The following is an 18,695-nucleotide window of genomic DNA, read 5'->3' as shown; positions in this document are numbered from 1 at the left end:
TCTTAAAAAGCCGGGTCAAATGATCCGGTTTTTTTATTTGATTTTTTAAGTTTCGCCAAATTAAAACTAACTAAAATATATAAAAAAACCACTCGTTTTTTTTGTTAAACATTCTATGCTTAAGTCGAAGCATGCTAAGATCAAAGCAGCCTTTTAGACTCAAATGATTATTTTTGGAACCTTTTATGAGTAAAGCCTTACCCATTGCTGTCGCTGTAGTTTTAGGCGGTGCTGCACTTGTACCTGTATATTATGCAACTCAACATCCGACCACAGAAGTCGGACGTAAAGCAGACAAAAATGCTTCTCCAATTCAAAAAATCAGTTATGTTCTTGGTTATGAAGTTGCGCAACAAACTCCTCCAGAATTGGACACTAAGGCCTTTGTTCAAGGGATCCATGATGCTCGTGGCAAGCAACCAAGTGCTTATACTCAAGAAGATTTAAAAGCAGCTGTTGCAGCTTATGAAAAAGAGTTACAACAAAAAATGCAGCATCAAGATAAACAAGAGCACGCGGGTACAGCCTCTGAATCTGCAGACGCACAGTTCCTTGCAGAAAACAAAACTAAAGCTGGAGTAAAAACTACAGCATCAGGCTTGCAATATATCATTACGAAAGAAGGTACCGGTAAACAGCCAACAGCCCAGTCCGTTGTTAAAGTACATTATGAAGGCCGTTTAATTAATGGTCAGGTTTTTGATAGTTCCTATAAACGTGGTCAGCCTGTTGAATTCCCACTTAATCAGGTCATTCCGGGTTGGACTGAAGGTCTTCAGCTCATGAAAGAAGGCGGAAAAGCAACTTTCTTTATCCCATCAAACCTTGCATACGGTCCACAAGAACTTCCGGGGATCCCAGCAAACAGTACACTGATTTTTGATGTTGAACTCATTTCAGTGAAATAATAACAATCCAGGAGAGTCATTATGCTCTCCTGTTTTTTTGGAAAATGGCATGAAAAAAATCAGTTTGGTTATTGCTGCATCAACAATGAGTTTATCTGTTATTGCCGCGACACCTGTAACAAATAAAAGCCCAGCAAAAGATCAGTTTAGTTATAGTTATGGCTATTTAATGGGTCGTAATAATACTGATGCATTAACAGATTTAAATCTTGATATCTTTTATCAAGGCCTTCAAGAAGGTGCACAGAAAAAAACTGCACGCTTGACAGACGAAGAAATGGCTAAAGCAATTAATGAGTATAAGAAAACTTTGGAAGCTAAACAGCTCGTTGAGTTTCAAAAACTAGGGCAACAAAATGCTCAGGCTGGCGCTGCTTTTCTCGCTGAAAATGCGAAAAAATCTGGTGTGATTACAACTAAATCGGGTTTGCAATATCAGGTATTAAAAGAAGGTTCTGGTAAAACACCTAAAGCTACTTCTCGCGTAAAAGTCAACTATGAAGGTCGTTTACTTGACGGGACTGTTTTTGATAGCTCAATTGCACGCAATCATCCTGTAGATTTCCAATTAAATCAGGTTATTGCCGGCTGGAAAGAAGGCTTACAAACAATGAAAGAAGGTGGTAAAACCCGTTTCTTCATTCCAGCTAAACTTGCTTATGGTGAAGTAGGTGCTGGTGATAGTATCGGTCCAAATAGTACGTTAATTTTTGATATTGAATTGCTACAAGTTTTGCCAAAGTAATCCTCTAAAATATAAAAAAAGCGATCTAAATTGATCGCTTTTTTATTTTAGTGTTTTAAATCTATTGGTCTAAAGCCACTAACCAGTAAGCCAATTAAGTAAGCGATTACGCCTACTACGCATAGACCTGCGACCTCAGCAATGCGGATCCATTGAGAAAGCTCGCCGTTATACCAATTTAACCCAAACCAAAGCGCTGCGATCATGGCAAGGTTTGCCAATCCATATTGAAGAATCAGTTTTTTCCAATGTGAGCCGAATCGAAAAATATTACGCTTATGTAGATAGAAGTAGAGCAAACCAGCATTTACCAAAGCTGAACCAGAAGATGCCAACGCAAGCGCCATATGTTCAGCCTGCCAATGGATTAGTTTAAAGAATCCAATAAATACAACGTTTAAAATAGCATTTGCGGCAACAGACATTAAACCCACACGAACTGGTGTTTTAGTATCTTGCTGAGCATAGAAACCCGGTGCAAATACCTTAATTAACATAAAGGAAATTACACCAGCACTCATACATTGCAATGCAAGTGCAGTCATTTGAGTGTCATGTAGGTCAAACTCACCACGTTGGAATAGAGCCTGAATAATCGGTGTAGAAAGCATAAATAAGGCAATACTTGCTGGTAATCCCACCAATACAATAACTTTTGCTGCCCAGTCGATCATACCGCGGAACTTTTCTTGATCTTGCTCAGCATGGCGTGCTGAAAGCGAAGGTAAAATCACTGTACCAATCGCAACACCAATTAAACCTAAAGGTAGTTCCGTCATACGCTCAGCACTATAGAGCCAAGATACCGAACCATCTTGCATGAAAGATGCCCAAATTGTATTTAACAACAGGTTAATCTGAGTTACAGATACGCCAAATAATGCAGGAAGCATTAATTTTAAAATACGTTCTACACCCTCGTGTTTAAAATCAACTTTAGGTGGAATTAGGAGGTTTTTACGCCATAACTCAGGAATTTGTACAGCTAACTGTAAAATACCCGCTGCTACAACTGACCATCCTAATGCTTTAATTGGCTCAGCCATATATGGCGTAAGCCACCATGCGCCAGCAATCATTGCTACATTGAGCAATACAGGTGAAAAAGCTGGGGAAGCAAAAGAACCATAACTGTTTAAGATACTGCTGGCAAAAGCAGTCAATGACATAAACATTAAATATGGAATAGTCAGACGGAACATGCTGACCGCTAAATCGAACTTTTCAGGGTCATTATGGAAGCCCGGCGCATACATATAGATGATCGCCGGAGCTAACACCATAGCCACAAAAGTGAGTAAGGTCATGACCGTGAGTAAGCAACCAAATACCCGACTAATCAGGATTTGAACTTCAGCATGTGCTCGGCCTGTTTTATATTCGGTTAGTACCGGAATAAAAGCCTGAGAAAAAGCTCCTTCGGCAAACAATCGTCGAAAGAAATTGGGAATACGAAAAGCCACAACGAAGGTATCGAAATCTTTACCCGCACCAAACACGTTGAGTAATACGACATCTCGTACCAACCCCAACACACGTGACAACATCGTCATCGCACTGACAATAAAAGTCGATCGCCATAATGCCATCGTACTCACCTACAGCTATATATTCGAAAGTCGCTATTGTAATGAAACTAGAAAATCTTTTCGTTGTGAAATGATGAATGAACTCAAGTTTTTTTCTGTGTTAACAGTTGTCTAAAATGCTGCCATTTAAAATAAGGACCCGGATCGGTTTTTCGGCCCGGTGCAATGTCTGAATGCCCTGCAATATGATTCTTAATTTCAGGGTAAGCTTGGCGAATAGCCCTAACCACATCTGTTAGTATGCTGTACTGTATTTCTTCAAAAGGTAAATCATCACTTCCTTCAAGCTCAATACCAATTGAATAATCATTGCATTCAACTTTGGCTAAATAGCTCGAACGCCCTGCGTGCCATGCACGATCATTAAAATTAACAAACTGTAGGACCTCACCTGTTCGTAAAATTAACAGGTGCGTAGAGACCTGCATCCCTTCAATAGTCTGAAAATAGGGATGTACGGACCAATCTAATTTATTTTGGAAAAACTGCTCAATATAGCCTCCCCCAAATTGAGAAGGTGGCAAGCTAATATTATGAACCACAATCATTTGAATTTCGGTACCAGCCGGACGCTGGTTAAAATTTGGAGAAGGAACTTGTCTCGCCCCTTTTAACTGCCCATCTATAACTTCATACGGTGTGATTTGCTTCATTGAGATGCCAATAAATTGCTTGCCAATTGTTTTAGTTTAAAACAGTTATATGCTTTTCAGAGTAGTCAGTACGATTGTTTATCGCGATTAAACGAATAAAACAGCTTATTTTTAAAGTCGACGGTGCTAATATATCGCAAGTTTTAGGGTCATCGACAAAATGGAAACCGTATGAGCATACCTCAGTCTTTGCTTGAACAGTCAATTCAAATCAATATTCAACAAGCATTACAAGAAGATATTGGGGACGGTGACATTACCGCTATGCTCACACCTGAAGATGAGCAGGCCACTGCAACCATTATTAGCCGTGAAGATATGGTTTTAGCTGGACAGCCATGGGTTAATGCTCTCATCTCAGCTTATGACAACACTGTACAGGTGACTTGGTTAAAACAAGAAGGTGACCGTGTTGCTGCAAATGAAGCCTTTTTAAAGCTTGCAGGTTCTGCACGTAGCTTACTTACAGTAGAGCGCCCTGCTCTAAACTTTATTCAAACATTATCGGCTGTGGCTACAAAAACTGCTGAATATGTTCAACATCTTGAAGGTTTAAATACAAAACTTCTCGATACACGTAAAACTTTACCGGGCTTACGCATTGCACAAAAATACGCAGTAACCGTCGGCGGCGGACAAAATCACCGCCTCGGTTTATTTGATGCATTCTTAATTAAAGAAAACCATATTATGGCAGCGGGCGGTATTGCCCAAGCGATAGCAAAAGCACATCAAATTGCACCAAGCAAACCTGTTGAAGTCGAAGTTGAAACTTGGGATGAGCTAAACCAAGCACTTGAAGCAGGTGCAGATATTGTCATGCTCGACAACTTTAGCCAACAACAAATGATAGATGCTGTAAAACACGTGGCGGGTCGCTGTAAACTCGAAGCTTCGGGCAATATCACTATTGAAAACTTACGTGAAGTAGCGACGACTGGTGTCGACTATATTTCTATGGGCGTATTGACTAAAGACGTCAAAGCCGTTGATTTATCAATGCGTTTTAATGCTTAAATAAAATCCACGTCATTCTTGGTATTTTTTTGCGACTTGGTCATGTCTGCTGCTTGTATTTTTTGCCATGCTGACTGAGTCGCTTGTGCCCCGTTATCTCGTGGGTCGGCAGCCATTAAAACAAATGTAACTACTGCTAATAATACAATAAAACCTTGTAGCATAAACTTTCCCCATCACTTTAAAAAATTAGGGTTTCAAGGTAAAAGATAAATATGACCAGGCTTAGGAGATTCTGTTACAAAAGGTAAGCCTTTATTTTTATTATTCATCTATACGACAGCATCTTCCCACATAGTATTTTATATAAACAGCATAACTCCCTTTTATTTACTATCGTGACATGGATATCTCTTTTCTCTATTCAGCCTACGCGACAGAGTCTTATCGCTTAGAATTTTTTTTGCCAACAGCTCATTCTGTTACTTTGGTTTTGCCCAAAGTAACCAAAGGCATTGTCATCTGCAAAACCTGCCCACTTTCATCCTCTATCCTATTTTGTTGCAAAAATAAGATTCTTATAGATTATAGACAGGTTGCAGATGACTTTTAGCACCAATTAATGAGAAATAAATTTCAATATCTTCATTAAGGGAAATAACTTACCAATCTAAGATTCGAAATAACCCATATAAGGATCAGAAATTGAATCTTCTTGAGTTTCTATACGTCCTGCAAAACGGCGACTAAACGTTGCATCATCAGCTAATGTCACCGTAAAGTCATACCAACCACCAAATTCAGACATATCCCAAACCAATTCTTTTTCAGAACTATTCGTTTCTATAGTCCATGTTTTATTTGGTAGATAAGCATTTGCTTTGACTGTGAGCTTAACTGACTTACTGCCATCATGACGCACTTTTAAATACAAATTCGCATCACACTCTTCCACACATACTCTAATTTCCGGTAACGCTTGAGTTTGGTTAACTTGGCTCAAATTACCTTTAAACGCACGGTGGAAACCATTTGGTCCAAGTACCCATAAATCGTACTGTCCATTGATAGTATTCCACACGTCATCAAGCTGTTTCCCCGCCTCAACCATATAACGGCGTGGAATTGACGTTAGATCCAATCGGTTATACACATGGAAAACGGCTGCCTGTTTACCCGTATTAGAGAACATCAATTTAACTGTTTTTTGAGTGCCATCAACTTTGGCACTGGTGTGCAAAATATATGGCAAAGCACGTGATGGTCGAATCCCCATTTCCTGCTGCGGAAATTGCTGCTGGCTCGGAACAGGAACTTGGGGCAATAAAGCTTGAGCAACACGAATCGCATCGGCTTCGGCTTTGGTTTTCTTCCCATCTAGTTCAGCAACAGGCAAAAGATTCGGTGTTTTAAAATTAAAAGCCGTTGTTAAATCACCACATACAGCACGGCGGTATGGGCTAATATTCGGCTCTTGCACACCAAAGCGTTTTTCCAAGAACTGTAAAATAGAAGTATGGTCAAAGACTTGAGAATTTACCCATCCTCCACGGCTCCATGGTGAAATCACGTACATTGGAACACGTACACCCGGACCATACACTCGACCATCTGGCTTAGGTTGAGATTTCGAAGTCGCTACTGCTGGATGGTTAAAGTACTCATAAGATACTTGCTGATCCGTTAAAGTGGTTTTTCCATATACAACACCATTTGCATCTTTAGACGGTGCACTTGGTGAAGGAACATGGTCAAAGAAACCGTCATTTTCATCGAAGTTCACCAATAAAACGGTTTGACTCCACAACTCAGCATTTTCAGTTAACGCATTTAATACTTCCTGAATATACCAAGCGCCTTGCACAGGACTAGATGGCCCTGGATGTTCACTGTAAGTTGCAGGAGCAACTAACCAACTCACTTGCGGTAATTTACCCTGAGCAATATCAGCTTTAAAAGTTCCTAGAAAACCACCGTCTGGCATGGTATTGGCAATACCTTTATAAAGTGGTTGAGCCGCATCGATTTTTTCATCATATGCTGGACAGGTGAGCGTATCGTTACTGACTGGCTGACCAGATTGCTCATTTGCACGGCGATACTGTTTGAAACCAGCTAAGGGGTTATCGGTAAAGTTATCCGGCATGTTTTGATAAACTTTCCATGTCACGCCAGCTTGCTGTAAACGCTCAGGATAAGTCGTCCATTCATAACCTTCTGTTGATGGGCCAATGCCATCAAATTCGTTGACCACACTCGCAACACCTGCCCCTGTAGGTCCATTAGTTCCCGTCCAAATAAATTTACGATTCGGGTTGGTTCCCGCATGCATAGCGCAGTGGTACGCGTCACAAATCGTAAAAGCATTTGCTAAGGCAAATTGATATTCAACTTCTTGCTTTTTGTAATAGCCCATCGACTGCGGTTTTTTATATGCTACCCAATCACTCATACGACCATTGTCCCAAGCAGCTTGGCCATCAGACCATGAGTGAGGTGTACCTGAAACACGCTGAGCATTTCCTAAACGGCTATCTAAATGGTATGGCAGTACTTTATTTTTCTTAGCATCGTATTGTTCCCACACCTTGCGGCTTTCTGTCATAGGAATGGTAAAACGGTCACCAAAACCACGTACACCTTTTAATGTTCCGAAATAATTATCAAATGAACGGTTTTCCTGAGTCAAAATCACGATGTGTTTAACATCTTGAATAGTTCCACTTTCAACTTTCGCATCAATAGCCAGCGCTTTTTGAATACTTAGCGGAAAACTTGCCAGAGCGGCTGTCCCAAACATAGTTTTTGTAGAATTTAAAAGAAATTCGCGACGATTCATTTTTTCATCCTTAATTTTTATTATGGTGCACAGTGCATTTTGCAATTGCTGGTTGGTGGTGTTGGCGATGAATTATCTGAGTTGTTGTCATCGTTACAAGCACTGAGCATAAGCGCTAAAGATGTAATTAATAAAAGTGAAAATTTTCGCATTGATTTTTTCCAAACGGTTTAAATGCGAACTACTAATAAAGTGAAAAGGTGACAGACAAGTGATGTTTTTATGTCGATTTGATGAAGGCATAAAAAAACGCATCCGAAGATGCGTTTTTTAGATAACTTGAAATTACCAGCCTAAAGCTTCTTGTTGCTTTTTAATCAGCTCGGCAATTCCTTTTTCAGCCATTTCTAACATGGCATTGCTTTGAGCACGGGTAAACGGTTTGTCTTCCGCTGTACCTTGAATTTCAATAAACTCGCCAGCTTGTGTCATTACTACGTTTAAGTCAGTTTGACAATTCGAATCTTCTTCATAGCAAAGATCAAGCAATACTTCGTCTTGATACATGCCTACAGAAATTGCAGCAACTAAGCCTTTAAGGGGATCTTGCTTGATTTTTTTCTGCGCAAGTAAAACATTCATCGCATCAACCAATGCTACAGCAGCACCAGTGATTGAAGCAGTACGTGTACCGCCATCTGCCTGAATGACATCGCAGTCGATGGTAATGGTATTTTCACCCAGCTTTTTCAAATCAACCATCGCACGTAAGCTACGGCCAATGAGACGTTGGATCTCTTGAGTACGACCAGTTTGTTTACCACGAGCAGCCTCACGGTCACAACGTGAGTGTGTTGAACGCGGTAACATGCCATATTCTGCTGTTACCCAGCCTTGACCTTGGCCTTTTAAAAAGCGTGGCACTGAGTTATCAATGCTTGCAGTACAAAGGACTTTGGTGTGACCAAATTCGACCAGCACAGAACCTTCAGCATAACGGGTGTAGTTTCGTGTAATTTTCACTTCACGTAATTGGTCTAATGCACGTTGGTCAATACGCATAATCCTTCCTAAATTCTCTTAAATACAAACTTGGGCATAGTATAGCAAAGGATTTTGACAGGTTGAGTTTATTCCCTACTTTCAAATGTAAGTCTGCACTTTTCATGACTTAAAAATAAAAATAGCCCCTTTTTAGGAGCTATTTATTGGTCTATCGATTAGGCAAATTTGAATTTTGCTTTTAATTTTTCTAATGTCTGCATCACTTTTGCAGTTGTATGGTTTGGTAATGAGCATTTTGCTAAACGCACCCATACACTCCAGAACTGGCGCATAAAGTTCGCTTCGTTGTAGTTAATACCATATTCTGCACAGAGTGCCTTAATTTTCGGTGCTACTTCTTTATAGCGATTAGCTGGCATATCTGGAAATAAATGGTGTTCAATTTGATGGCTTAAGTTACCACTCATAAAATGAAGCCATTCTGTACCACTAAAATTACTTGAACCACGAATCTGACGTAAATACCACTCTGCCTTGGTTTCAGTGTCGGTATTATCCGGCTCAAACGTTTCTGCGTCTTCAGTGAAATGACCATTAAAAATCACAGCTGATGACCATAAGTTACGAATAATATTGGCAACTACATTTCCCGCAAAAACCGGTAAAAACATAGGGCCAGAGATCACAGGGAAAAATACATAGTCTTTTAAAACTTGGCGTGTGGCTTTTTTACGGACTTTAGCAGAATCTTTCCAAACCTGTTTCCAACTCTTGGTTTTATAAACTAATGCATCTTCAAGATGTAAGTTTTGTACACCTACATACCATTCAAAGAAAAACATTAACTGTAGACCGAGTGGAATATTAAACAGGTGACGAGGTTCCCACTTTTGTTGATCACTTACTCGTAAAATTCCATATCCGACATCGTGGTCTTTACCGACAATATTGGTGTAGGTGTGGTGTACATAGTTGTGTGTTTCACGCCAGTCATCACCAGAGGCAATGGTATCCCAATCATAGGTATTACCATTCAGACTTGGCTCATTTAACCAGTCAAACTGACCGTGCATCACGTTATGACCAAGTTCCATGTTTTCTACGATTTTAGAAATACCTAGTAAACCTGTACCCAATAACCAGACAGGTGGAATCCAGCCACCAAACATCAACATGCCACGTGATGCGATTTCGGTATAGCGAACAAAGTTACGGACTTTGTAGATATATTTTGCATCTTGCTCACCAAGACTTTTCATAACATCTTGTCGAATCTGTTCAACACGGCGGCCAAACTCTTCAGTTTGTTCCGGTGTTAAATGAGCAGATTTAGAAACAGTAGAAAATTCTAATGCCATATTCATAGGGTTAATCCTCTGTAATTCTTTTTATAGATCAATCGTGACTGGGCTTAATGCCTGGCTCACGCATAGTTTAATTGGACGATTCGGTTGGTCTTCAATTTCGCCTGTTAACAGGTTTTGAGTGACCCCGCTCACTTTGGTACAACTGCATTTATTACAACCCCCCATACGGCAGCCATGTTGCGGACGTAGTCCCGCCTGCTCTGCACTGCTCAGTAAATTTGTTTCAGCTAAAAATTCGTGTTGAGCACGGCGGAAAATAACAGGCTGTGCTGCATGTGTACCAGTCACTTGAAGTGGTTGGAAATATTCTTGGTGAAGCTGAGACTGAGCTCCTTTTTGCACATAAATTTCATTCGCCTGCTGCATCATGCCGTGGTGCCCACATATATAGGTCGCAGTCTGCGCAAAATCTGGAACAAGCTTTTGTAGTAGGCTTTCAGTTAAATGCTGCTTTTGCTCGGTAGTATTAAAAAAATGATACTGAAGCTGTGGGTACTGCTCTGCCAAAGCTTTTAATGCAGCATGAAAAATTTCCGCACGATTAAAATAAATGACATGAATTTGTTCAAGCTGCTGTCTTAAAGCTTGCTGCAAGAGTGAATAAATTGCAGTAATACCACTTCCTGATGCAATTAAAATTGCAGGCTGCTGACCTTCATGCAAAGTAAAATCACCTTGTGGCTGTGAAATCTCAACACACTCACCCACATGTAACAGTTGAGCTGCACGAGACACCAAGCCTTGTACTTTAATACCTAAAGTGATTTCACCTTGAGTGGTTACTTCAATAATCGAATAGCTACGTTGTTGATAAACGCCATCGATAAGCAACGTCAATAGAATACTTTGTCCCGCACAAACCTGATCGAAATTAAAATTACGATTCGGTTTAAGTCTAATGAGCACCATATCGGTATGAAGCGGCTGAACAGCGGTAACTTCTGCAAGTACCCTTTTCCAAGCCCAAGACACGTTAATTTTTTGCAAAATAAAATCAACGAAATCTTCTCGAACCCAATGCGGTTGATAGTTAAGTGTTGCGTTCATACGTTCCTCTTTTGTTTCTGGCTATTTATTTGAGTGAACACATGTTCATATAGTGAACATATGTACACTATATTTATAAGTGTTCACTCAGTCAACACTTGTTCACTATTTTTTTTATGAAAGTTTGCTCTTTTTTGTTAGACTTTGGCTCACGGTTTAAATAGGTTTTTTTAATGTCGATACGGGATGAACGAAAACAGCAAAGTCGTCAGGCACTTCTCGATGCAGCCTTGCATCTAAGCACGTCTGGGCGTTCGTTCAGTAGTATTAGTTTGCGTGAAGTTGCACGTGAAGTAGGTTTAGTGCCAACTGCGTTCTATCGTCATTTTCAAGACATGGATGAACTTGGGAAAGAATTGGTTGACCAAGTTGCCCTACATTTAAAAAGCGTTTTACATCAACTCGGCCAAAGTTATTTACAGCACAAATCTGCTAAAACCCAAACCAGTATTGAATTATTTGTACAAGCAGTGAACCATAGCCCTAAACAGTGGCAATTTATGATTGCTGAACGTTGGGGAGGTTCCGAAACCGTTCGTGCAGCCATTGCTAGAGAAATTGAATTTTTAATTGAAGATCTAACAACAGATCTGACTAAACTCGAAAATTTTAAACATATTCAAAACCCTCAAGACTTAAATGTCTTATCTACCATTTTGACCAATATGTCATTTACATGGGCAATGACGTGGCTCAACCTCGCCAAACAATATCAAGGTGAGCAACTTAAACAGCAACAAACCGCATTTATTGAAAATGCGTCTACACAAGTTCGCTTACTGTTTAGAGGCATTGCTAACTGGGAACGGTAAAACTGGCAAATGACAAAAAACAGGTTATGTGTTAATACGTAAAGAGTGAAAGAAAAAGGCTAAAATTTCTAGAAAAGTCTTTTTCTTTTTACAGGAAGTAAACTATTCGTTAGGCCAAACTGGTGTGGGAATACCTATGAATCTTGATCGTCATACACAATTTTTGATGCGCAAAGAAAAAATTCTAAGCGTTGCAGAAAAATTGTTACTAGAAAACAATCAGGAAATTACTCTAGATGAATTAGTGGCCGAGCTAGATATCGCAAAAGGTACGCTTTATAAACACTTTAGAAGTAAAAATGAACTTCTGCTTGAACTCATTATTCAAAATGAAAAACAAATTTTAGAAATTTCTCAAAAATATAATACTGATTTTAAAGAGTATGCTCCGCGTTACATGCTCCACCATTTGCTCACACCGGGAAAAACGATTTTATTGCATCAGCTTGAAGAAAATCTGACGATGACAGAGTCTAAGTTGAAGCATCTTTTTGAAGAGCTGTATGAAATCCGTCAGCAACGTATTTTAGCGATTAAAGATATTACAGAAAGTTATTTAAAATCATTAAATTATGACATGTCGATTCGTGACTATTTATCTTATATCTGGTCACTGACTTACGGCGCATCACTACTTTTAAATTCGACTTATTATCAGCGTTCGATTGGTTCTCGCCAAAAATTAATTAATTTATATATTAACCAAGCATTATCACTACCTACCCAAACCACCAATTTTGATGCACTAAATTTTCAGATTGAAGACGAGAATTCTCAAAATTAATTGAATGATTTCGTGATTATGAAATAAATTTTATAAAAAAGGGCTTCTGATGAAGCCCTTTTACTAACGCACTCAAAATTATTTTGCTTTACGTTCTTTCTCAATTAAGTAATTAAGTACTTGAGTAACTTTACCATCTTCACCCTGTACAACATACTTACCATTTACCACTACAGCAGGAACGCCTGTTAATTGGTACTGTTGAGCAAGTTTATTTGACTCGGCAACTTTTGCAGTTACTGCAAATGAGTTGTAAGTGCTATTAAATTTTTGTTCAGGCACACCGTAACGAGTAAAGAATTTAGCCGCAGAAGCCTGGTCAAAAATCTGCTGACCATTCACCTGAATTGCATGGAATAATGGTAAATGCGTGCGCTTACGTACGCCTAATGCCTCAGATGTATAGTAAGTACGTGCCCCTTGTTCCCACACTTTGTTCATGGCAGCTGGCGTACGTACGAAACGTACATCGCTCGGAATCTGTTTTAACCATTCTTGCATATGCGGTTCAAGTTTAAAACAGTGCGGACAACCATACCAAAAGAACTCACGAACTTCGATTTTCCCCGGTACTTCCACTTTGCCTGGATTGGCAATTACGGTGTAGTCTTTACCAGCAACGAAATCTGCTGCCATTGCACTACCCGATATGGCCATAATTGCTGCACTCAAACCACCCAAAACCAATTTTTTCATTGTTACAGCTTTTCCTCTAAGTTGTTATGCATTAGCTTATGCCCTAAATATAAAACAAATATGCTAAATTCGTTTTGCTTCTGTGAAGTTTTTTATTGGGTTTATCGCTTTTTTCCCAATAATCGCTACACTAACAGCGAACTACATCAAAAAGATAACCCAAGTTTAGAGGTAGCACCATGTCGCAATTGAATGTTGATTTACAAGAAATCGCAAAATTTGAAGCTCTTGCTGCCAAATGGTGGGATCAACATTCTGAATTTCGCCCACTCCATCAAATTAACCCATTACGTTTAAATTGGATTGATGAACGTGCCGGTGGTCTTGCTGGTAAAAAGGTGCTTGATGTTGGCTGTGGTGGCGGTATTTTAGCTGAAAGCATGGCGCGCCGCGGTGCAGACGTACTCGGCATCGATATGGGTGAAGCGCCTTTAGCCGTAGGCCGTTTGCATGCTCAACAAGAAAATGTTCAAAATATTGAATATCGTCAAATTCCAGTTGAAGAGTTGGCGCAAGAACAAGCAGGCCAATATGATGTGGTCACTTGCATGGAAATGATGGAACACGTTCCAGACCCAGCATCCATTGTGAAAGCATGTCAGACATTGGTTAAACCAGGCGGCCATGTGTTCTTCTCGACTATTAACCGTAACCCGAAATCTTATTTATTTGCCATTATTGGTGCTGAATACGTACTGCGTATGCTACCAAAAGGTACGCATGATTATCACAAGTTTATTCGCCCGTCAGAAATGGCACATGACATTCGTAATGCAGGTTTAACTTTAAAAGAAATGACAGGTTTGCACTACAACCCAATTACGAAGCGTTATTGGTTAGCACCAAATGTTGATGTTAACTATATGGTTCATACAGTAAAGACAGGTGCATGATGAAAGCTGTTTTATTTGATTTAGACGGCACTCTCATCGATACCGCTGCCGACTTTATTCGCATTATTCAACAAATGTGTCGTGATGCAAGACGCCCTGTTGTAGAAGCAGACCTTATTCGAACTCAGGTGTCTGAAGGTGCACGTGCCATGGTCAAATTGGTCTATCCAGAGCTGGATGTAACCAATCCAATCTTCTTGGCACATCGACAAAATTTTTTAGATATGTATGGTAATAATATTGTCGTCGATACAGATCTATTTGAAGGGATGTATCCGCTTTTAGCAGAGTTGGAAGCCCAGCAAATACCGTGGGGTATTGTCACCAATAAACCACGTGGTTTAAGTGAATCTCTTCTAGAAAAGCTAAACCTGACTGAACGCTGTGCAGTTTTAGTGTGTCCGGAAGATGTTTCTAAAACTAAACCAGACCCAGAACCGATGTATTTGGCTGCAAAGCAGTTAAATATTCCAGCTGATGAAATTATTTATGTGGGCGATCACCCACGTGATATTGATGCTGGTCGCAATGCCAATATGTATACCATCTTGGCAGCATACGGCTATTTACCTATCGAACATCGTGATGATTTAGCCGCGTGGCAAGCCGATTCGATTGTAAATACGGTGACAGAATTACACGAGATGTTACGTCAAAAGCTTCCTGCTCTACAGGAAAATCAGCGTATGATAAGTTAACACAAGAGTTTTACAGGCTTTTTTAACGGTTATTTATATCAGTATAAAAAGAAGGAGGTTTACCAATGAAATATTCAGAATATCAACCTCGTCCAGATCTACTCAAAGATCGAATTATTTTAATCACCGGTGCAGGTGATGGAATCGGGCGAGCTGCGGCCCTCAGTTATGCTTTACACGGTGCAACTGTGGTTTTGCATGGTAGAACCTTAAATAAACTTGAAGTAATTTATGATGAAATTGAAGGTTTAGGCGCCCCTCAACCTGCAATTTTACCGCTCCAGCTTTCGAGTGCTTCTGATCGTGATTATGACTTTTTAGTCAATACGTTAGAAAAGCAATTTGGACGTCTAGATGGTATTTTGCATAATGCCGGTATTTTAGGTGATCGAGTAGAACTTGCCCATTACCCAGCAGAAGTGTGGGATGATGTGATGGCAGTCAATTTACGTGCACCTTTTGCGCTTACTCAAGCCTTACTCCCACTTTTACAAAAATCAGATAACGCTTCTGTTGTGTTTACCAGCTCTGGCGTAGGTCGCGAAGCACGTGCACTTTGGGGTGCTTATTCAGTATCTAAAGTCGCGATTGAAGCTGTGAGCAAGATTTTTGCAGCTGAGCATACTTATCCAAATATTCGCTTTAACTGCATTAACCCAGGTGCAACACGTACTGCAATGCGTGCTAAAGCTTATCCTGAAGAAGATCCAAAAACATTACCAACACCAGAGTCAATCATGCCAGCTTATCTCTATTTAATGGGTGAAGATAGCCTGACGCTCAATGGTCAAAGTATTGATGCACAGGACTAAATAACTATAGATGAAAAGCTAAAATAAATTACGGCCGATCATCACATCTGGCTTGGCTATACCTGAAAAGATATATACAAGCCTTTTTTATTATTGATAAAACACTGGATTTATCCGTAATTTTAATTGAAGCATTAAATGATCTTCACAGTTTCTCTGCATTTTGCGCGTACAGTATTCAACATGAGAGACATCAGATGTAAACGAGGATGCATCATGAAAAAGTTGTTCACCATCTTAGCCCTTAGCATAACTGTACTGACCACCAGTATGGCAAGCTTTGCTGATCCTCCATTTGACCGAGGACATGGCCAGAAAGGACCTAAAGGTGGGCCTCGTGGTGAATGGAATGATCGTGGGCATAAACATGACCGTGACGATGATGAAGATCGTTTTCGCGATGAGCGTCGTATGCGCGAAGAACGCGGTTTTGAGCGTCTAAAGCAACATCGCTGGCAGCCAGGCTATGTTATGCCACAGCATTATCGCGGTAATGGCTATAAGGTCGACTATAGAGACAATAACTTGCCTAAACCAGACCGTAATCAACAATGGTACAAAATCAATAATGATTATATTTTAGTCGACACAGATTCTAATAGCATTGTTAGCATTCGTGGTTTATAAAACTGATAGCTCCTCACTCATCAGTTAGTAAAAAAGGATAAAGCCCATCGGTTTTATCCTTTTTTATTTTTATATCAATAAGATATTAAAAATTTATATATTCTAAATTTCTTCTTATTTCCTAGATATTTTTCACATTTATTGTTCTTAGTCTTCACGATTTATCTGTAATTCTTCACTAATCTTCAATTATCGAAATTTAATTTATCATTCGAGGTCCATTATGAAAAAACTAACAACAGCAATTGTTCTTTCAATGAGTGGTTTAATCGCATCAACAGCGATGGCTGCACCAAATGATCATGACCATCATGATAACTACCGAAACCATGACGTCAGACCAGTCAAAGTAATTCATAAAGATGATCGTGCCAATATCTGGCGAGAAGGCCAAGTCGTACCACATGAATATCAGCACCCACGTTATGTCATCGACTATCGCACGCATGATAAATTGACTAAGCCTGGACGTTTTCAAAAATGGTATAAAGTGAACGGTAACTACGTACTCGTAAATGAGCAAAGTCATAAAATTATTAAAGTGATTCGTTAATTTAATAAACCAACAAACACCCAAATGTAATTTGGGTGTTTTTCTATCTAATACATGCGACTTTAAGCTTTTTTGTTTAGAATCATCTTTATATCTTTTTGCTGTTGATTCGAGATCGGTATGCCAACTAAGTCTTTAGAGAAATCACATAATAACACCCAACATTATGTACATTGGTTCCGACATTCAGCACCTTATATTAATGCCCATCGCGATAAAACTTTTGTTTTAATGTTCGGCGGTGAAGCAGTCCGCGATCCTAATTTTGAACACATTATCCATGATATTGCTTTATTGCATTCACTTGGTATTCGCTTAATTTTAGTCCACGGCGCACGTCCACAAATTAATCAAAACCTTAAAGATAAAGGTATCGAAACACCTTTTTATGACAATAGCCGTATTACCACACGTGAATCATTAAGCTGTGTCATGAGTGCTGTCGGTTCTATTCGTTTAGAAATCGAAGCATTGTTATCTATGGGCTTAGCTAACTCTCCAATGTACGGTGCTCGCATAGACGTCGTATCAGGGAACTTCGTAACAGCTAAACCTTATGGTATTCGTGATGGTATGGATTTTCAGCTTACAGGAGAGGTTCGTTCCATAGACACCGACGCGATTGAACGCCATCTTGATAACGATAATATTGTTTTACTTGGTCCAACTGGCTATTCAACCACAGGTGAAGTATTTAATTTAAGAGCTGAAGAAGTTGCAACGAAAACTGCAACCTATTTAAAAGCAGATAAATTAATATTTTTAGGTGAGCAACAAGGTTTGCTCAATGAAGAAGGACAATTATTGCGTGAATTAAGTCCGCATCAACTTGACTACTATATTCAGCAATACCAAACCACCAGTCCAACTCTAACTCTACATTTAGAAGAAGCAAAAAAAGCTTCTCTGTCGGGTGTACATCGTGTTCATTTAATTTCATATGCCTATGATGGCGCACTCATTGAAGAACTGTTCACACGTGATGGTGTAGGTACCATGATTACCGATGCACATTATGAAGAAGTTCGTATGGCGCATATTCAAGATGTTGGCGGCTTAATGAACTTATTACGCCCGTTAGAAGAAGAAGGTATTTTGGTTTATCGTTCACGTGAACGTTTAGAGCAAGAAATTAGCCAGTTTGCGGTTATTGAACGAGACGGTATGATTTTGGCCTGTGCTGCTCTTTATCCGATTCCGACGGAGTTTAACGAAACTCGTTCAGCAGAAATTGCTTGTGTAGCAGTACACCCAAGTTATCGTAAATCCAACCGTGGCAGCCAAATTTTGCAATTCCTTGAAGAAAAGGCAAAACAACAAGGCATTCGTAAATTGTTTGTTTTAACAACCCGAACTGCACACTGGTTTTTAGAACATGGTTTCCACCAAGTCACCGTTGATGAATTACCAAATGCCCGTCAGGCACTATATAACTATCAAAGAAATTCTTTAGTGTTTAAAAAACTATTTCCCTAGTCTTTGCATTTTTTAAGATATTCTTATTTCAGATAAGCTTAGTCCCAAAAGTACAACCATACATACCATTAATGTATGGTTGTACTTTTTTTAAATCTTTAAATTTTCTTCATTTCATATTTTTCATTTTATTTACAAAGCCTTAAACACCATTTTCTAAATATTATTCTGTTTAATAAATCTTTTTTTTTCATAAGTTTATCGCCGAAAGTTTTTAGCTTTTTTTTGTATAAATAAAGACCGAATACTTATTTTTTATGAAATAAAAATCCCTTTAGGGTATCTGCTCATCCA

The 18,695-nt window shown here is 39.4% G+C and carries 20 protein-coding genes; 11 read left to right on the top strand and 9 right to left on the bottom strand.

The features are described 5' to 3' along the window. Positions 1 to 185 precede the first annotated feature (185 nt). Together J678_RS19060 and J678_RS19055 are read left to right on the top strand one after the other, a co-directional pair. Positions 186 to 908: an FKBP-type peptidyl-prolyl cis-trans isomerase gene (locus tag J678_RS19060; protein WP_004884004.1), complete on the top strand. Its 723-nt coding sequence runs from the start codon at positions 186 to 188 to the stop codon at positions 906 to 908. 49 nt (positions 909 to 957) lie between these two features. Then, entirely contained in the window at positions 958 to 1,653 is a 696-nt protein-coding gene (locus J678_RS19055; protein WP_031956279.1) for an FKBP-type peptidyl-prolyl cis-trans isomerase, read from the top strand. 47 nt (positions 1,654 to 1,700) lie between these two features. Here the strand turns inward: J678_RS19055 and murJ are convergent, their stop codons facing one another. Continuing rightward, positions 1,701 to 3,251 (bottom strand): murein biosynthesis integral membrane protein MurJ, encoded by a 1,551-nt coding sequence (gene murJ, locus J678_RS19050; protein ID WP_171070758.1) that lies wholly within the window; start codon positions 3,249 to 3,251, stop codon positions 1,701 to 1,703. Between the two features lie 74 nt (positions 3,252 to 3,325). Continuing rightward, a complete protein-coding gene (gene ampD, locus J678_RS19045) occupies positions 3,326 to 3,895 on the bottom strand; it encodes a 1,6-anhydro-N-acetylmuramyl-L-alanine amidase AmpD (RefSeq protein WP_031956281.1) in 570 nt (189 codons plus the stop codon). A gap of 171 nt (positions 3,896 to 4,066) precedes the next feature. Here ampD and nadC point away from each other — a divergent pair, with 171 nt between their 5' ends. Continuing rightward, complete coding sequence (nadC, locus tag J678_RS19040; RefSeq protein WP_031956282.1) at positions 4,067 to 4,912, top strand: carboxylating nicotinate-nucleotide diphosphorylase; 846 nt, start codon at positions 4,067 to 4,069, stop codon at positions 4,910 to 4,912. On the opposite strand, the gene J678_RS23310 is transcribed toward nadC, so the two are convergent. The 6 genes from J678_RS23310 to J678_RS19015 form a co-directional block, all read right to left on the bottom strand. Beyond that, positions 4,909 to 5,076, bottom strand: coding sequence for a hypothetical protein (locus J678_RS23310; RefSeq protein WP_031956283.1), 168 nt, complete (start codon positions 5,074 to 5,076; stop codon positions 4,909 to 4,911). The genes nadC and J678_RS23310 overlap by 4 nt on opposite strands. A gap of 446 nt (positions 5,077 to 5,522) precedes the next feature. Then, complete coding sequence (locus J678_RS19030; protein WP_031956284.1) at positions 5,523 to 7,691, bottom strand: phosphocholine-specific phospholipase C; 2,169 nt, start codon at positions 7,689 to 7,691, stop codon at positions 5,523 to 5,525. A gap of 20 nt (positions 7,692 to 7,711) precedes the next feature. Next, the gene (locus tag J678_RS23950) at positions 7,712 to 7,843 is read right to left on the bottom strand and encodes a hypothetical protein (RefSeq protein WP_255210327.1); all 132 of its coding nucleotides are present in this window, start codon (positions 7,841 to 7,843) and stop codon (positions 7,712 to 7,714) included. 133 nt (positions 7,844 to 7,976) lie between these two features. Next, on the bottom strand, positions 7,977 to 8,693 hold the full coding sequence (gene rph, locus J678_RS19025; RefSeq protein ID WP_001217232.1) for a ribonuclease PH: 717 nt from the start codon (positions 8,691 to 8,693) through the stop codon (positions 7,977 to 7,979). Positions 8,694 to 8,851: 158 nt separating this feature from the next. After that, positions 8,852 to 9,994 (bottom strand): fatty acid desaturase family protein, encoded by a 1,143-nt coding sequence (locus J678_RS19020; protein WP_080754091.1) that lies wholly within the window; start codon positions 9,992 to 9,994, stop codon positions 8,852 to 8,854. A 30-nt stretch (positions 9,995 to 10,024) separates the two neighbouring features. Next, positions 10,025 to 11,050: a ferredoxin reductase gene (locus tag J678_RS19015; protein WP_032027445.1), complete on the bottom strand. Its 1,026-nt coding sequence runs from the start codon at positions 11,048 to 11,050 to the stop codon at positions 10,025 to 10,027. A 173-nt stretch (positions 11,051 to 11,223) separates the two neighbouring features. On the opposite strand from J678_RS19015, the gene J678_RS19010 reads away from it, so the two are divergent. Next, positions 11,224 to 11,862, top strand: coding sequence for a TetR family transcriptional regulator (locus tag J678_RS19010; RefSeq protein WP_000027529.1), 639 nt, complete (start codon positions 11,224 to 11,226; stop codon positions 11,860 to 11,862). A gap of 136 nt (positions 11,863 to 11,998) precedes the next feature. Beyond that, a complete protein-coding gene (locus tag J678_RS19005; RefSeq protein WP_002050537.1) occupies positions 11,999 to 12,646 on the top strand; it encodes a TetR/AcrR family transcriptional regulator in 648 nt (215 codons plus the stop codon). 78 nt (positions 12,647 to 12,724) lie between these two features. Here J678_RS19005 and J678_RS19000 read toward each other — a convergent pair whose 3' ends face one another. After that, the gene (locus J678_RS19000) at positions 12,725 to 13,342 is read right to left on the bottom strand and encodes a thiol:disulfide interchange protein DsbA/DsbL (RefSeq protein ID WP_002050528.1); all 618 of its coding nucleotides are present in this window, start codon (positions 13,340 to 13,342) and stop codon (positions 12,725 to 12,727) included. Between the two features lie 179 nt (positions 13,343 to 13,521). Here J678_RS19000 and ubiG point away from each other — a divergent pair, with 179 nt between their 5' ends. The 6 genes from ubiG to argA all read left to right on the top strand — a co-directional run bounded on the left by ubiG (position 13,522) and on the right by argA (position 18,401). After that, positions 13,522 to 14,235: a bifunctional 2-polyprenyl-6-hydroxyphenol methylase/3-demethylubiquinol 3-O-methyltransferase UbiG gene (ubiG, locus tag J678_RS18995; protein ID WP_000080759.1), complete on the top strand. Its 714-nt coding sequence runs from the start codon at positions 13,522 to 13,524 to the stop codon at positions 14,233 to 14,235. Further along, complete coding sequence (locus J678_RS18990; RefSeq protein WP_016803557.1) at positions 14,232 to 14,933, top strand: HAD family hydrolase; 702 nt, start codon at positions 14,232 to 14,234, stop codon at positions 14,931 to 14,933. Before ubiG ends, J678_RS18990 begins: the two co-directional genes overlap by 4 nt. A gap of 65 nt (positions 14,934 to 14,998) precedes the next feature. Beyond that, positions 14,999 to 15,745, top strand: coding sequence for a YciK family oxidoreductase (locus J678_RS18985; protein WP_004706106.1), 747 nt, complete (start codon positions 14,999 to 15,001; stop codon positions 15,743 to 15,745). Between the two features lie 216 nt (positions 15,746 to 15,961). Then, positions 15,962 to 16,372: an RcnB family protein gene (locus tag J678_RS18980; protein ID WP_004706109.1), complete on the top strand. Its 411-nt coding sequence runs from the start codon at positions 15,962 to 15,964 to the stop codon at positions 16,370 to 16,372. 223 nt (positions 16,373 to 16,595) lie between these two features. After that, the gene (locus J678_RS18975; protein WP_002050532.1) at positions 16,596 to 16,925 is read left to right on the top strand and encodes an RcnB family protein; all 330 of its coding nucleotides are present in this window, start codon (positions 16,596 to 16,598) and stop codon (positions 16,923 to 16,925) included. Positions 16,926 to 17,045: 120 nt separating this feature from the next. Further along, entirely contained in the window at positions 17,046 to 18,401 is a 1,356-nt protein-coding gene (gene argA / locus J678_RS18970) for an amino-acid N-acetyltransferase (protein WP_031956289.1), read from the top strand. Positions 18,402 to 18,695 lie beyond the last annotated feature (294 nt).

This window comes from Acinetobacter sp. 1424608, from assembly GCF_000588255.1.
GTDB lineage: Bacteria > Pseudomonadota > Gammaproteobacteria > Pseudomonadales > Moraxellaceae > Acinetobacter > Acinetobacter nosocomialis.
This window is presented reverse-complemented; position numbering and strand designations above follow the sequence as displayed.

Coding starts and splice junctions, on each gene's coding strand:
- J678_RS19005 (WP_002050537.1), top strand. CDS start 11,999: ATGAATCTTGATCGTCATACACAATTTTTGATGCGCAAAGAAAAAATT.
- J678_RS18985 (WP_004706106.1), top strand. CDS start 14,999: ATGAAATATTCAGAATATCAACCTCGTCCAGATCTACTCAAAGATCGA.
- J678_RS19015 (WP_032027445.1), bottom strand. CDS start 11,050: ATGAACGCAACACTTAACTATCAACCGCATTGGGTTCGAGAAGATTTC.
- ampD (WP_031956281.1), bottom strand. CDS start 3,895: ATGAAGCAAATCACACCGTATGAAGTTATAGATGGGCAGTTAAAAGGG.
- J678_RS19030 (WP_031956284.1), bottom strand. CDS start 7,691: ATGAATCGTCGCGAATTTCTTTTAAATTCTACAAAAACTATGTTTGGG.
- J678_RS18980 (WP_004706109.1), top strand. CDS start 15,962: ATGAAAAAGTTGTTCACCATCTTAGCCCTTAGCATAACTGTACTGACC.
- rph (WP_001217232.1), bottom strand. CDS start 8,693: ATGCGTATTGACCAACGTGCATTAGACCAATTACGTGAAGTGAAAATT.
- J678_RS18975 (WP_002050532.1), top strand. CDS start 16,596: ATGAAAAAACTAACAACAGCAATTGTTCTTTCAATGAGTGGTTTAATC.
- J678_RS18990 (WP_016803557.1), top strand. CDS start 14,232: ATGATGAAAGCTGTTTTATTTGATTTAGACGGCACTCTCATCGATACC.
- J678_RS23310 (WP_031956283.1), bottom strand. CDS start 5,076: ATGCTACAAGGTTTTATTGTATTATTAGCAGTAGTTACATTTGTTTTA.
- J678_RS19020 (WP_080754091.1), bottom strand. CDS start 9,994: ATGGCATTAGAATTTTCTACTGTTTCTAAATCTGCTCATTTAACACCG.
- J678_RS19060 (WP_004884004.1), top strand. CDS start 186: ATGAGTAAAGCCTTACCCATTGCTGTCGCTGTAGTTTTAGGCGGTGCT.
- J678_RS19055 (WP_031956279.1), top strand. CDS start 958: ATGAAAAAAATCAGTTTGGTTATTGCTGCATCAACAATGAGTTTATCT.
- argA (WP_031956289.1), top strand. CDS start 17,046: ATGCCAACTAAGTCTTTAGAGAAATCACATAATAACACCCAACATTAT.
- J678_RS19000 (WP_002050528.1), bottom strand. CDS start 13,342: ATGAAAAAATTGGTTTTGGGTGGTTTGAGTGCAGCAATTATGGCCATA.
- nadC (WP_031956282.1), top strand. CDS start 4,067: ATGAGCATACCTCAGTCTTTGCTTGAACAGTCAATTCAAATCAATATT.
- J678_RS23950 (WP_255210327.1), bottom strand. CDS start 7,843: ATGCGAAAATTTTCACTTTTATTAATTACATCTTTAGCGCTTATGCTC.
- J678_RS19010 (WP_000027529.1), top strand. CDS start 11,224: ATGTCGATACGGGATGAACGAAAACAGCAAAGTCGTCAGGCACTTCTC.
- ubiG (WP_000080759.1), top strand. CDS start 13,522: ATGTCGCAATTGAATGTTGATTTACAAGAAATCGCAAAATTTGAAGCT.